This is a genomic window from Bacillus sp. PS108 (genome assembly GCF_037963335.1).
In the GTDB taxonomy this organism is placed as follows: Bacteria; Bacillota; Bacilli; order Bacillales; family Bacillaceae; genus Bacillus; species Bacillus subtilis.
On the sequence record NZ_CP150155.1, the window covers coordinates 547,854 to 560,938 of the forward strand.

15 protein-coding genes and 1 pseudogene are annotated in these 13,085 nt (G+C 40.4%); 8 read left to right on the forward strand and 8 right to left on the reverse strand.

The genetic code is table 11. From position 1 onward, the window contains the following. Nucleotides 1–35: 35 nt before the first annotated feature. The gene (locus NSQ16_RS02835) at nucleotides 36–608 is read right to left on the reverse strand and encodes an alpha/beta hydrolase (protein ID WP_085186868.1); all 573 of its coding nucleotides are present in this window, start codon (nucleotides 606–608) and stop codon (nucleotides 36–38) included. 82 nt (nucleotides 609–690) lie between these two features. Continuing rightward, nucleotides 691–1,020 (reverse strand): winged helix-turn-helix transcriptional regulator, encoded by a 330-nt coding sequence (locus NSQ16_RS02840; RefSeq protein WP_085186811.1) that lies wholly within the window; start codon nucleotides 1,018–1,020, stop codon nucleotides 691–693. 254 nt (nucleotides 1,021–1,274) lie between these two features. Between NSQ16_RS02840 and NSQ16_RS02845 the strand changes: the two genes are divergently transcribed. Beyond that, entirely contained in the window at nucleotides 1,275–2,147 is an 873-nt protein-coding gene (locus NSQ16_RS02845; RefSeq protein ID WP_230488136.1) for a YitT family protein, read from the forward strand. A 161-nt stretch (nucleotides 2,148–2,308) separates the two neighbouring features. Here NSQ16_RS02845 and NSQ16_RS02850 read toward each other — a convergent pair whose 3' ends face one another. Next, complete coding sequence (locus NSQ16_RS02850; RefSeq protein WP_015715299.1) at nucleotides 2,309–3,496, reverse strand: MFS transporter; 1,188 nt, start codon at nucleotides 3,494–3,496, stop codon at nucleotides 2,309–2,311. A 206-nt stretch (nucleotides 3,497–3,702) separates the two neighbouring features. Between NSQ16_RS02850 and NSQ16_RS02855 the strand changes: the two genes are divergently transcribed. From NSQ16_RS02855 to NSQ16_RS02875, 5 genes and pseudogenes are all read left to right on the forward strand, one after another. Then, complete coding sequence (locus tag NSQ16_RS02855; RefSeq protein WP_015715300.1) at nucleotides 3,703–4,299, forward strand: TetR/AcrR family transcriptional regulator; 597 nt, start codon at nucleotides 3,703–3,705, stop codon at nucleotides 4,297–4,299. Nucleotides 4,300–4,921: 622 nt separating this feature from the next. Then, nucleotides 4,922–5,257 (forward strand): metal-responsive transcriptional regulator AseR, encoded by a 336-nt coding sequence (aseR, locus tag NSQ16_RS02860; protein ID WP_015482851.1) that lies wholly within the window; start codon nucleotides 4,922–4,924, stop codon nucleotides 5,255–5,257. A 12-nt stretch (nucleotides 5,258–5,269) separates the two neighbouring features. Continuing rightward, nucleotides 5,270–6,577: an arsenic transporter gene (locus NSQ16_RS02865; protein ID WP_003243030.1), complete on the forward strand. Its 1,308-nt coding sequence runs from the start codon at nucleotides 5,270–5,272 to the stop codon at nucleotides 6,575–6,577. Nucleotides 6,578–6,635: 58 nt separating this feature from the next. Then, nucleotides 6,636–6,881 (forward strand): annotated as a pseudogene (locus tag NSQ16_RS02870) (hypothetical protein). A gap of 186 nt (nucleotides 6,882–7,067) precedes the next feature. Then, nucleotides 7,068–7,853 carry a GNAT family N-acetyltransferase gene (locus NSQ16_RS02875; protein ID WP_339232734.1) on the forward strand — a complete coding sequence of 262 codons (786 nt, stop codon included), beginning with the start codon at nucleotides 7,068–7,070 and terminating at the stop codon, nucleotides 7,851–7,853. Between the two features lie 56 nt (nucleotides 7,854–7,909). Here NSQ16_RS02875 and NSQ16_RS02880 read toward each other — a convergent pair whose 3' ends face one another. Continuing rightward, nucleotides 7,910–8,830, reverse strand: coding sequence for an EamA family transporter (locus NSQ16_RS02880; RefSeq protein WP_119899053.1), 921 nt, complete (start codon nucleotides 8,828–8,830; stop codon nucleotides 7,910–7,912). Between the two features lie 132 nt (nucleotides 8,831–8,962). Here NSQ16_RS02880 and NSQ16_RS02885 point away from each other — a divergent pair, with 132 nt between their 5' ends. Continuing rightward, nucleotides 8,963–10,411 (forward strand): PLP-dependent aminotransferase family protein, encoded by a 1,449-nt coding sequence (locus tag NSQ16_RS02885; RefSeq protein ID WP_339232735.1) that lies wholly within the window; start codon nucleotides 8,963–8,965, stop codon nucleotides 10,409–10,411. Nucleotides 10,412–10,528: 117 nt separating this feature from the next. On the opposite strand, the gene NSQ16_RS02890 is transcribed toward NSQ16_RS02885, so the two are convergent. Then, complete coding sequence (locus tag NSQ16_RS02890) at nucleotides 10,529–11,152, reverse strand: flavin reductase family protein (protein ID WP_014478968.1); 624 nt, start codon at nucleotides 11,150–11,152, stop codon at nucleotides 10,529–10,531. Between the two features lie 89 nt (nucleotides 11,153–11,241). Here NSQ16_RS02890 and NSQ16_RS02895 point away from each other — a divergent pair, with 89 nt between their 5' ends. Then, the gene (locus NSQ16_RS02895) at nucleotides 11,242–11,922 is read left to right on the forward strand and encodes a winged helix-turn-helix domain-containing protein (RefSeq protein WP_015715305.1); all 681 of its coding nucleotides are present in this window, start codon (nucleotides 11,242–11,244) and stop codon (nucleotides 11,920–11,922) included. Between the two features lie 80 nt (nucleotides 11,923–12,002). Here NSQ16_RS02895 and NSQ16_RS02900 read toward each other — a convergent pair whose 3' ends face one another. From NSQ16_RS02900 to NSQ16_RS02910, 3 genes are all read right to left on the reverse strand, one after another. Further along, nucleotides 12,003–12,446, reverse strand: a complete 444-nt coding sequence (locus tag NSQ16_RS02900) for a carboxymuconolactone decarboxylase family protein (protein ID WP_014475936.1) — start codon at nucleotides 12,444–12,446, stop codon at nucleotides 12,003–12,005. An 85-nt stretch (nucleotides 12,447–12,531) separates the two neighbouring features. Continuing rightward, entirely contained in the window at nucleotides 12,532–12,711 is a 180-nt protein-coding gene (locus tag NSQ16_RS02905; protein ID WP_010886421.1) for a hypothetical protein, read from the reverse strand. Then, complete coding sequence (locus NSQ16_RS02910; protein ID WP_014478971.1) at nucleotides 12,708–12,851, reverse strand: hypothetical protein; 144 nt, start codon at nucleotides 12,849–12,851, stop codon at nucleotides 12,708–12,710. Before NSQ16_RS02910 ends, NSQ16_RS02905 begins: the two co-directional genes overlap by 4 nt. Nucleotides 12,852–13,085 lie beyond the last annotated feature (234 nt).

Genomic DNA, 13,085 nt, shown 5'->3' on the forward strand with positions numbered 1-13,085 from the left:
TCGCGGGCTCGATTGAAGCAGATGGGTGAAAGATGTTAGCGAGTTTCCTTTGAAAAATAAGAGGTTAAAACATCATAAACAATAGGCAAAGAAGTAAATCCCTCATCTTCTAGAAAATGACCTCCGTGCTGAACTTCATATAACGCAGCATCAATTTGTTGTGCCAGATCCTTGCTGAATGAAAAAGGCACAATTTGGTCGTCCTTAGAAGCAATGACAGCACGGTGCTTCGCGGACTCAATGATTGTTTGATGATCAAACGATCCCTGTGTAAATTCATCTAACATCTTTAAAGTGGGCAATGATTTGGCAAAGCCGGAAACAAGTATGATTCCGCCAAGCTGTTTTCGTAATTGAAGATGTTCCAAAAATCTCAAAATGGCGGGGCAACCTAAGCTGTGCGCAACCAAATACGTATTTTCATGTAAAGTGTGCTGATATAAAGAGAGTGTCTCCAGCCGATCCTCAAGTCTTGGCTGGAGCGGATTAGGCATGTTTAAAATGTCTGCTTTGACCCCATCTGCGAGCAGGCGTTTTTTCAGCCAAGGGAACCAATGATTTGTTGAGGAGGCTCCGTAGCCATGAATGATATAGACTTGTTTTGTCATTTTTTCCTCCACACGAAGCATTTTCATTCAGTATAAAATTCCTCTCAATGGGAAACAAGTACGCACTTTTTTGTAAGTAGTTTTACATATGAGGCATTCCTTGTGCCATTCCCCACTTACACATTTCATCTATGAGGGGATACAAAGATCGCCCTCTGTCAGATAACGAATACTCTACTTTCAGTGGGGTTTGAGAAACCTCAGTCCGATGAATAAGGCCGTCAGTTTGCAATTCCTTAAGCTGTGCGCTTAACATTTTATGGGTGATTAAGGGCACAGCTCTTTTCAGCTCGCCGTATCTCATCGTTTTTTCACACCCTAACTCATAGAGAATTCTCATTTTCCATTTGCCCCCTATAAGAGATAAGGTGTATTCAAATGGGGCTTGTTTACTGCGGCACAGGTTATTCATTGTAATCAAACCTCCTTTTTTAAGTATCATATCAGAATAAATTAGGATTTTCGGTGTTGAAGTTTGAGGGCGATTCACGATCTGAAGTGAAAGGGGCCGCTTGCTCAACAGGCGGCACGGTACATGAATGTTCTAAGTCAAAGAGGGTTACCTTACTGTTAATTACTTTATTTAAAAAAACGCATGTTTTTAGCTGAAAATATCTATTATGGTATATTTAAATATAACGAAATATTTGAGAAATGAGGAATGGTATGAATACAACCAAAAAACATAAGAAATTTAAAGCGAAAATGATTTTCCAAATCATCATGGTTATCATTGGAGGAATCATAGCGGCGTATGGACTAGAAACAGTGCTCATTCCAAACAGTGTATCTGATGGAGGGGTGACGGGTCTGAGCATCGTTGGTTCACAGCTATTCAACTTGCCGCTGGGGATTTTGATTGCTGTGATCAACATTCCATTCGTCTGGTTAGGATATAAGCAAATAGGGAAAAGCTTTGCATTATTATCAATTATCGGAATCGTATCGCTTGCCGCGGGGACAAGCTTTTTCCACCACACACCCGCTATCATAGAAGGAGATACCCTGTTAATTACCGTTGTCGGCGGGATTATCCTTGGATTTGGAATGGGGCTGGCGCTGCGTAATGGCGGCGCATTAGATGGTATTGACATGCTTGCTGTGCTGCTATCCCGAAAGCTGCCCTTCGGAACGAGCGATCTCATTCTATTCTTAAACCTATTTGTGTTTATTTTTGTTTCCACAGTATTTGGCTTACAAGGGGCATTGCTTTCAGTCATTGCTTACTACATTGCATCCAAAGTGATTCATGTTGTGGAGGAAGGCTTAAGCGGCTCTAAAACCTTTCAAATTATTACAACCCAACCTGAATTAATGGTAGAGACAATACGTGATCAATTAGGCCGAAGCGCCACATATAAAGAAGCTTACGGGGGTTTTTCCCACGAGAAATTTAAAGAAATCACATGTGTCATCAACCGTTTAGAAGAAACCAAACTAAAGGAAATTATTAATGATATTGATAAAACTGCCTTTGTTACCGTGTATGATGTAGCTGAAGTGAAGGGCAGCAATTTTAGAAATCTCAATCATCATTAGAAAAAAGAATGACCTTAACTGACATGCCGCCGATAAATATAATCAAAAACACTTTTTGAGGGCTTGAGGGTGTAACCGTAAAGGTCTGAATTATAGAAATACCAAGGGTGTCAAAACCCTTGGTATTTTTTCTGCCAAAAATAAGCCATTTTGGTGAAAGATTATTTCTCTGTGGCGAAATAAAGCAAAGCGATGACCGGAAAAGCGATACCAATCCATAGTGCTGTACTCCAGCCGCCTGAGGCATATGCCCATCCTCCAATAGATGACCCTATAGCACCGCCTAGAAAGAAGATTGCCATGAATAATCCGTTTAATCGACTGCGAATTTCAGGCGCCAACGAAAAAATGGCACGTTGACTGAGCACAAGGTTTGCAGATACGCCCATATCTAACAGAATAGCGGCAGCCACTAGAACTGTTATGCCGAAGGGGGAGCTGCTCTGAATCATGAGCGGCAGTAATAAAGAGACAATGACAACACCGAGAGCGATTCCAGTGGCAATCCGGGTCAAGCCGCGATCAGCCAGACGGCCGCCTATTGGTGCAGCGACTGCACCCGCAATGCCTACCAATGCGTAGAGTGCTATTGCCTTCTGAGAAAAATGAAAAGCAGGACCGGACAATAATAAAGGAACAGTCGTCCAAAACAAGCTGAAAGCTCCAAATACAAACCCATGATAGATGGCACGGCGGCGTAAGACTGGAGTCGTGCGCAGCAGCTTCCACATTGAACCGAGTAATGCCGTATAGTTTGTATTTGTTGTTGGTTTTCTGGCAGGTAGCACTTTTGATAATACGATGGCCAGGACAACACTTACTATGGCGGACAAAGCAAATATTGCATTCCACCCCCAAATATCAGCGACTAGACTGGATATCGGCCGGGAAAGCATAATACCGAGTAATAAGCCGCTCATGACATTGCCAACAACCCGGCCGCGTGCAGCGTCTGATGCAAGGTATGATGCAAATGGAACAAGCACTTGGGCTGCGATTGATCCCAATCCGACGAAAAACGCAGCTGCTAAAAACAGTGTTCCATGCTTCACAAATGCTGTTAGTGTCAAAGCCGCTGCGCTTAGAAGGAGCGATGCAACGACAAGTTTTTTGTTTTCGATAATATCTCCTAAAGGGACAAGGAATAGTAAGCCGGCAACGTATCCGATTTGGGTGAGTGTGACGATCAATCCAGCACTGCCTGGAGAAAGTCCAATTGCCTTACTAATTAATCCGACCAAGGGTTGTGCATAGTAAAGATTAGCAACAATGATACCGCATGCTGTTGCGAGAAGAAGGGTTAAACTGGGTGAGATCCTCTGACCTGCTTGTTTGTTTCCATTAGCCATAAGAATGAACTCCTTTTTAAGTGGTTTTTTGAGTGTAATCATGACTTCTCAACACAAGTGATTTTATAAACTGAACGTTCAGTTTCATTGATTAAGGAAAATAATATACTAAACGTTCAGTTTTGTAAATAGGTTTCTGTTTTCTTTTTTTATTCAGATTAAGTATACTGAACGTATAGTTTATATTGCGGGAAGGAATGATTCATGTGCAGAGTAAACGAGGGCGGCCGCGTGATGAAGGAACGCATAAGGCGATTCTCTCTGCAGCCTATGACCTATTGCTGGAAAAAGGCTTCGATGCGGTGACAGTCGATAAAATTGCCGAGCGTGCGAAAGTGAGTAAAGCAACGATTTATAAATGGTGGTCTAACAAGGCTGCCGTTATCATGGACAGCTTTCTTTCGACCGCGACGGACAGGCTGCCTGTGCCTGATACAGGGTCGTCAGTACAAGATATAGTAACCCACGCCACGAATTTAGCTAGGTTTTTGACAAGCCGGGAAGGAACCGTTATTAAGGAATTAATAGGTGCAGGGCAGTTGGATGAAAAATTGGCAGAAGAATATCGCACGCGATTTTTCCAGCCTCGCCGCCTCCAAGCGAAAGGCCTTCTAGAAAAGGGGATTCAGAAAGGTGAATTGAGAGAGAATCTTGATATTGAAGTAAGCATAGATCTCATTTACGGACCAATTTTCTATCGTCTGCTTATAACAGGGGATGAGGTGAATGATTCCTATGTGCATGATTTGGTGATGAACGCGTTTAAGGGAGTTCAAGCTACCTCTGCTACAGAGAGTATGTAGCTGATAAGAACTGCAAAAGCTGCGGATTATATGACAAATTGGTTCCATCGTACAGTGAAATATAAGATTTTTGTTGCTGAGCGGAATCATCGAGGGAAAAGTTCTCTTATCGGATGTCGAAAAAGAAGTCATTCAATCGTGAATACATATTATTACATTTCCTTTTCATCGATTGGAACAAGTGTCCTGTACTTCAATGGAATATCGCAAAGTTGGAGTATTTAAAGAACAGGGGAAAATCGATGGCCATTATGTAGGTGTCATGGCAATGGAAAAAATACTTGCAATGTAAACAGGCCTCTAAAGAGACCTGTTTTTTAATATCCAGAGGATCTGTCTATTTTCATCTTGGGCTCTATGACTACTCCCATAACTGAAATAGTCTAATATTTATACCGGAATATTTGATGTTCCAAATATAAGGGATTGTTTATATAAATAAAAGTTTATATAATGACGGGGGCGCTAAGGAAACGCGGGGAGCGACTCAGGTTTTCGTTTCAAAGTTTTGATCCTTAAGATATACGGAGCGCTACATATGGAAACGTAAAGGGGAATGTATAATCATTTGGCGTGTATATAACGATTTGCTTATATATTGATTTGGGAAGGAGGAGCTCATATGACGATTGATGTTGCGGCGATGACTCGTTGTTTGAAAACACTTAGTGATCAAACTAGGCTTATAATGATGAGATTATTTCTTGAAAAAGAATATTGTGTCTGTCAATTGGTTGATATGTTCGAAATGAGCCAGCCCGCCATAAGCCAGCATTTGCGGAAATTAAAAAACGCAGGTTTTGTGAATGAGGACAGAAGAGGCCAATGGCGTTATTATTCAATAAATGGTTCCTGTCCTGAGTTTGATACATTGCAATTGATCTTACATCAAATTGATCAAGAGGATGAATTGTTAAACCATATCAAACAAAAGAAAACTCAAGCGTGTTGCCAGTAAGGAGGCATTAGATTGACATCAATGATTTTGGCAGTATTCATCTTTTTATTAACTCTAGTATTGGTCATATGGCAGCCGAAAAATTTATCTATAGGGTGGTCAGCCTGTGGAGGCGCAGTTTTAGCTCTAATAGCAGGTGTTGTCAATTTTCATGATGTGTTAACTGTGACAGGGATTGTTTGGAATGCGACCTTGGCTTTTGTGGCCATCATACTGATATCGTTAATTCTTGATAATATCGGTTTCTTTGAATGGGCAGCGCTTCATATGGCTAAGGCTGCAAAAGGATACGGTGTGCGGATGTTCGTTTATGTATCTCTATTAGGAGCTATCGTCGCCGCGTTATTTGCAAATGACGGTGCAGCTCTTATATTGACACCAATCGTATTAGCGATGGTCAGAGCATTACATTTTAATGAAAAATTAGTTTTTCCTTTTATCATTGCCAGCGGATTTATTGCGGATACCACTTCGCTTCCTTTTGTAGTAAGCAATTTGGTCAACATTGTTTCAGCGGACTATTTTCATATTACGTTTATTGATTATGCATCCAGAATGGTTGTCCCGTACCTGTTTTCGCTGCTGGCGAGCATCATTGTACTTTACCTTTTCTTTAGAAAAAGCATACCAAAACGCTATGATCTGACTGAGGTTAAAAAACCTGTTGAAGCAATTAAAGATCAAAACATGTTCAGACTGTCATGGTATATCTTAGGGCTGCTGTTAATTGGATATTTTGCAAGTGAATTTTTTTCTATCCCTGTATCAGTGGTAGCGGGCAGCATTGCAATCATTTTCTTAATCGCTGCGCAAAAGAGTCCGGCCGTCCATACAAAGAAAGTGGTGAAAGAGGCGCCATGGGCTATCGTATTCTTTTCAATTGGCATGTACGTTGTTGTGTATGGTGTCCGAAATGCCGGATTAACGGATGTCCTTTCAGATGTGATTCAAGCCGCAGCTGATCAAGGATTGTTTGCTGGGACAATTGGAATGGGCTTTATTGCGGCGATTCTTTCTTCCATTATGAATAACTTGCCGACTGTTATGATTGACGCATTGGCCATTGCCGGTACAGATACACATGGGATGATGAGAGAAGCGCTTATTTATGCAAATGTGATCGGTTCAGATTTAGGGCCTAAAATAACACCGATTGGTTCCTTAGCGACATTATTATGGCTTCATGTTCTTTCGCACAAAGGTATGAAGATTTCCTGGGGCACGTATTTTAAAACAGGAATTATCCTCACGATACCCACTTTATTGATCACACTTGTCGGCCTGTATATTTGGCTGCTGATAATCCATTCTTGTTTCTAAAAGGACAAGGTCACTATATCAAGGAAAACAATGCACTGGTAACTCTTGCCGCAGCCAAATGGCTGAAGGGTGGGGGAGAAAATACCTTGGGGCTAAGTGGAATGTGTACAGCGCAGGAATCGAAGCTCAAGGATGACATCGAGTGCTGTCAAAGCAATGAAAGAAGCAGGGATTGATATTTCAAATCAAACATCGGAGAAATTTGATGATCCGGCAAAAGCACACGGAACAGAAGAAGTGTTTCCAAAGGGTCCGTGATGAAATTGGTGACCGTTTAAAACAGTTTGCTGTAACTGGGGAATAAAGAATCGATATACTAGCGTTTCCTTGGGTTATATAATGCAATGTGTTGTTCAACAGGTGTCTGCGAGCTGAGTGCAGACACCTGTTTTTATTAGTCTGAGATTCGTAACAGGGAAGTTATTTAGCTGGTGACAGAGGAAAATTGATTTGTGAACAGAATCATGAAGGAGACGGTGTTTTAAAGGAGTTGTCTGTTTTGCAGGAATTAACAAAAGAAAAATACAGTAGCTTAAAAACGATGTTTGATGACAAATATTGTCCCACATTTGTCTATTCAATATTAGACCAAACCATTCCGGGAGCTGTTTATGCAGATGATCAAACCTTTCCTAAATCGTTTTTTATAGGAACTGAATCAGGCATTTATTTTATAGCGGGAGACCAAGGGAATCGGGATTTTCATGATTTCATTGCAGGATATTATGAAGAACAAGTGAAATCATCAAAACGATTTACCTTGTTTTCTTCCAGTGATACATGGGATAGCGTACTGAAACCCATACTGAAAGATGACTTGAACCAAATGAGAAGAGCTGCATTTTCTTATCAACCAAAATATTCCAAAAAGACTTTGCAACTGCCAAAGGGGCTTGTATTGAAAAGAATAGACGAAGACATCATTTCACACAGCACAGCGTTTAACAGCGCTTATTATGAGGAGTATTGGAATTCTGTCTCACAGTTTGCTTCAAAAGGTTTTGGATTTGCCGTATTACATGGCAATCATGTAGTAAGTGAGTGTACTTCTATATTTTTAGGGCATAATCGAGCGGAAATGGATATCTATACACTTGAGGAATATAGAGGACTGGGGTTAGCTTATTGCGTAGCAAATAGGTTTATAGCGTTTTGTATGGAAAATGGGATTGTTCCTAGCTGGGATTGTGATATCTGCAACAATTCGTCCATTGCATTAGCAGCTAAACTAGGGTTTAAGACGGTAACGGAATACACTATTTACTACTCTGGCTAACCTTAATGAAAAAACCTTAAAAGGAGATACCAACCGATGTTGGTATCTTTTTTGTTTTAGAGTTTTTTTACCCTTTTAGCAGAAAAATGGGTGATGAAAATCTTATTCATTTTATTTACTTTTAGGTAGGTAAAACATACCCCGCCAACTGTAACCACTCCGCCTAGCAGAGAGAGCAGTGTGGGTATTTCGCCGATCCAGATCCAAGATATGATCAAGGCTAAAGCCGGTGTAACATAAAGTGAAAGGGTTGCTTCTGAAGCACCGACGAGTGAAGTGACATATGCTAGTGCGAAGTAAGGAATAACCGTCGGCAATAATCCTAAGTAAACGATAGACAAAGTTGCGCTTATTGAAGCGTTCATCATCTCTTCGCCTAAGCCTGGCAGAAACACAAGCATAGGTATTGTTCCGCCCCAAATGGTGAATGTAACGAATGGAATAAAACCATATTTTTTTATATAGCGGGCTTGAAAAACGAAATAAATACTCTCCGAAAATGCTGCCAGCAGGATGACCAAGATACCGCTCATTGAATATGTAAAGTCTCCCGCCCCAAATGCAATCAATAATACACCCAATAAACTGATCATAGAGCCAAGCCATTTCGTAAATCCAAAATGCTCTTTATAAAACAGGCGGGATAGCATGGCTGAGAAGATCGGTGCCGTAGTAACGAGTAAGCTTGCAACTCCGGCACTAACTGTTTTTTCACCGATGTTCAGCAAAATGTGATAGAGTGCAAATCCTAAAAATCCTAAAAGAAAAATGGCAGGAATGTCTTTCAAGTCGGGTAGGCGCATCTGAGTCAAAACAGCAAAAAGCAATAATGCCATAGAGCCGATTAACAAACGACATAAAGCAAGGTGTTCTGGTGTGTACCCTTCTAGTCCTGCGCGAATTCCCGGAAAAGCAGATGCCCATAAACCAATCATGAGACTATGAGATATCATTATTTGAACTGTTTTCTTTCGCATTCCTCTCACTCCTCTTTACAAAAACCAACCAGTTATTTAATATGTTTTTATATTAATAAAGATTTGGTGATATGGCTTCAACCAGTTAAACGGATTTTGACCCAACCAATTTATTTTAAGGAGACCGATTCTATGAGCTTTCCAGAAGAAAAAAAGATGAAAAAGCTCCCTAAGTACAGACAAATCGTTCATTTTATTAAAGAGAAAATAGGAAATGGCGAGTGGCCGATTGGAAGCAAGATTCCAAGCCAGCGCACGCTTGCAAAAGATTTTCAGGTAAATCGGAGCACAGTGATTACAGCGTTAGAGGAATTGATGGCCGATGGGCTAATAGAAGGCACAATGGGGAAAGGCACAGTTGTTATCAACAACACATGGACACTGATGGCTAAGAATTCTGCTCCCGATTGGGATCAATATGTCACCTCTGGCATTCAGATGCCAAGCCGAAAAATCGTTCAAGAGATAAATCAATCAGAATCAAATACAGACCTTATACAGCTCAGTAAAGGTGAACTTTCAGCTGAGATTTTTCCTTTGGCTGTTATGAAAGAGATGATGGAGAAGGTATCTCATCACATGGAGGCATTCGGTTATGAAGAACCAAAAGGTTACTTACCTTTGAGGGAGGCATTAAGCAACTATTTAAAAACCATTGGAATCAACGTCTCATCTTCTTCCATTCTGATTGTCTCAGGAGCGTTGCAAGCCTTGCAGCTGATATCAATGGGGCTGTTACAAAGAGGATCAACCGTTTATCTTGATCAGCCCTCTTACCTTTATTCATTACACGTATTTCAATCAGCTGGTATGAAGCTGACTGGACTTCCTATGGATAATGAAGGACTTTTGCCTGAAAATGTTCATTTAACAAGAGGAGAGCGGGGAAGGGCTATCTTATATACAAATCCATGTTTTCACAATCCGACTGGTATTCTTATGTCTAAAAAGCGGCGTGAAGAGATCCTGGCAGTAAGTGAGAATACACAGCTTCCTATTATTGAAGATGACATTTATCGTGAGTTATGGATCGATGAAATTCCGCCATATCCTATTAAAACAATTGATAAAAATGGACACGTACTGTACATAGGAAGTTTATCGAAAACATTAAGCCCAGGTTTGAGGATTGGATGGATCGTCGGACCGGAACCGGTGATTGAACGTTTATCTGACATTAAAATGCAAACAGATTACGGATCCAGTTCGCTATCCCAGAGAGTAGCGGCAGAGTGGTTTACTTCCGTCCACTACCAGCAGCATGTAGAAAAGGTTAGGCAGCAATTAAAGGTGAGAAGAGAATTGGCCTTGAGTGCTTTAGAAACTCATTTGAAAGATGTGGCGACATGGAATATCCCAAAAGGAGGTTTTTTTGTCTGGATAAAAATATTGCCTTCCATATCAATGAAATTACTTTATACTAAAGCCTTATCAAAAGGGATTCTGCTCAATCTCGGCAGTATCTATGCTCAGGAAAAAGGGAATTATATTCGCTTATCATATGCTTATGCATCTCTTGAAGACCTTCAAAAGGGGATTTATGAGTTGGGTTTAATGATAAAAGAATTGGCAAGCAGGTAACTTTTATATCCTTAAATGGATGTTTCACTAAAAAAGAGATCAAGCCTAATGATCGCTTGATCTGATAATAACAAGGGTTACTAGAATAGACCAAATCATGGTTCGGTCTTAAAATAATCATGTCTCTGAACGAAAAGTCTTTCCGACTTCTCTTCCTAAACCAAAATAATGTCTGAAATTATAGATAAGCGGGCTCCATTTGGAAGGGTTGATATGGTTTTCGTCCAGAATGATACTTTCCTCGGCATGAAAATGCAGTGCCTGCGTCTCTACAATTGCGAATGACGATTCATATTCTGGAAGCCGAATGTGTTTCACTTCGGCTTCGATTTGGATAGGGCATTCTTTAATTCGTGTTGGTGATACTGTTTTTGATTGTAAAGGCGTTAACCCTGCTGCCTCGTATTTTTCTTTTTTATATGTAAATCCGAGCTGCTTCTTTAAAGGCGGTATACTCTTTTTTCCGCTATAAGATGAAATTCTTTCAATGTTTTCCCATAATTCCGGGCCAGGCAAGTTTATGACACACTCTTTGTGTCTTTCCAAATTGTCGATGGCTTTTCCTCCCAGTCCTACTCCAAGGATTATATAATGTCCAAGAGCCCAAGAAGAAGACATAGGACTAATATTAGTGGTTCCATCCTCATTCAATGTGGTTAGAAGAAATGTCGAGGTACCATAATACATGATCTTGGGTTTGATTTCCTTAAATTGACGAGTGTCTTGTTTTTTGATGTCCAACGTTTTTTCCTCCTTGTCACGCTTACATTTATATTGTAAAGGATTAACATTTCAACTATCATCGAAATATGAATGTAAGGAGGAAAATCATGAATCCTAATATTGCAAAAATCTCTTCGTTGCTATCAGATCCCTCGCGTTCTTCCATTCTTCTCAGTCTGATGGATGGCAGGATACACCCTGCGGGAGAGCTTGCATATCTCGCTAACATTAAACCTCAAACCGCCAGTTTTCACCTGAATAAATTGCTTGAAGCAAAGCTGATTAGCGTAGAGAAGCATGGGAGACATCGGTATTACAGATTGTCTGACTCAGATGCTGCAAATGTGATCGAACAATTGCTTCATATTGCGCCTAAAGCAAAAGTCAAATCTTTAAAAGAGTCAAAAGAGAAAAAGGACTTGCATTTCGCCCGTACCTGTTATGATCATTTGGCAGGTTATGTGGGCGTGCAAATGGCACATTCATTAGTTGAGCAGGGGATGTTAAAAAAAGTTGATTTAAACTTTGAGGTGACTTCAGAGGGTGCTTTATTCTTTTCAAAGTTAGGCATCAATGAAGAGCAACAACGGAATAAGAGGAGAGCCTTTGCCCGCTGCTGTTTGGATTGGAGTGAACGGCAGCATCATATTGCAGGAGCATTAGGAAACGCCCTATTGGTGTGCATGTTAGAAGAAGAGTGGATCGTTCGTATGCCTAAAACGAGAGCGATTAGGATTACACAAAGCGGGAAAATCGCGTTTGAAAAGCACCTAAACGTGAAGATTTAGGATGTTGAAACGGAAACATCAGATGATGCGGTACGAAATCTAGGGAGGAGTAAGATTTGTTCTAATCTTACTCCTTCTTCTTATTTTGAAGCAGCTCGATTCCCCATTGCAATCGAGATGCGGTTCCAACTGTTTATTTGATTAATGATCAGAACAAGGTCAACATATTGTTTCTCATCATAATGTTCCCGCACCCGATGATATAGCTCATCAGGAACCCTTTTAGATGGAATGAGCGTGATGTGTTCAGATAGTTCGAGAGCCGCTTTCTCTTCAGGTGAGTAAAAATCACATTCATTCCAAGCATGTAAACAGTAAATTCGCTGTTCAGTTTCTCCCATTTTGCGGGCATCGGACGTATGCATATCTATGCAGAAGGCACAGCCGTTCATTTGAGAGACTCTGATTTTGATTAGTTCTCTCGTCGTTCGGTTAATTGAGGATTGTTTCGTGTATTTCTCCATATCCATCATGATTTTCATACCTTCAGGTGCAATCTCATAGTAGGACACTCTTTGACTCATAAGGCAAGACTCCTTTCCATAGAATACCTAGATTGTATCCCGGTATTGATCATTTTACCAATGTGCGGTTTGAATGACAGCTGTATCACCGTCTTTTGGAAAGAAGTTTCTTTGAATAAAAATAAGGGTAGCCAGCAATGATGAGTGGAGCTGCTAATGCAAGCAGTATCCATGAGCCTGATTGGCTGTCTCTAGTGACTCTAATGAATATATAAGTACCGATCAGAAAATATAATAAAGCACCTAGAAACCAATACATGTTCAATCTTCTTTTTCCTTGCTTTTTGGTTGCGCATTTTTGTCTGTCATATGGCTTAATCGATCAGGGTTCTGATTTTTTAATACCTTCTCAGTCCGGATTCCTTTTCTCTTTAATGATAAAATTGTGAGATCAATCGATTTCAATGATGATCATTCCTTCAATGAATAGTAAGTTCCTTATGATTTTAAAGGTAAATTTGAAAAGATAAAACGTACATAGAGGCAGAACGTTCATGTACGTTTGGGCAATGATCACTTATTGGAAACTCTAATGTTTCCCTGCACCTGATATTGTTGTGTTCCTTCTCTTCCTATAAAATGATTGGATACATGTATGTTTGCACGTTGAAATATGGGTTCGATTTTCATGAATCTCTA

What these genes read in the sequence shown, in the direction of transcription:
- NSQ16_RS02835 (WP_085186868.1), bottom strand. Translation starts at nt 608, where the DNA reads ATGACAAAACAAGTCTATATCATTCATGGCTACGGAGCCTCCTCAACA.
- NSQ16_RS02840 (WP_085186811.1), bottom strand. Translation starts at nt 1,020, where the DNA reads ATGAATAACCTGTGCCGCAGTAAACAAGCCCCATTTGAATACACCTTA.
- NSQ16_RS02845 (WP_230488136.1), top strand. Translation starts at nt 1,275, where the DNA reads ATGAATACAACCAAAAAACATAAGAAATTTAAAGCGAAAATGATTTTC.
- NSQ16_RS02850 (WP_015715299.1), bottom strand. Translation starts at nt 3,496, where the DNA reads ATGGCTAATGGAAACAAACAAGCAGGTCAGAGGATCTCACCCAGTTTA.
- aseR (WP_015482851.1), top strand. Translation starts at nt 4,922, where the DNA reads ATGACGATTGATGTTGCGGCGATGACTCGTTGTTTGAAAACACTTAGT.
- NSQ16_RS02880 (WP_119899053.1), bottom strand. Translation starts at nt 8,830, where the DNA reads ATGCGAAAGAAAACAGTTCAAATAATGATATCTCATAGTCTCATGATT.
- NSQ16_RS02885 (WP_339232735.1), top strand. Translation starts at nt 8,963, where the DNA reads ATGAGCTTTCCAGAAGAAAAAAAGATGAAAAAGCTCCCTAAGTACAGA.
- NSQ16_RS02895 (WP_015715305.1), top strand. Translation starts at nt 11,242, where the DNA reads ATGAATCCTAATATTGCAAAAATCTCTTCGTTGCTATCAGATCCCTCG.
- NSQ16_RS02900 (WP_014475936.1), bottom strand. Translation starts at nt 12,446, where the DNA reads ATGAGTCAAAGAGTGTCCTACTATGAGATTGCACCTGAAGGTATGAAA.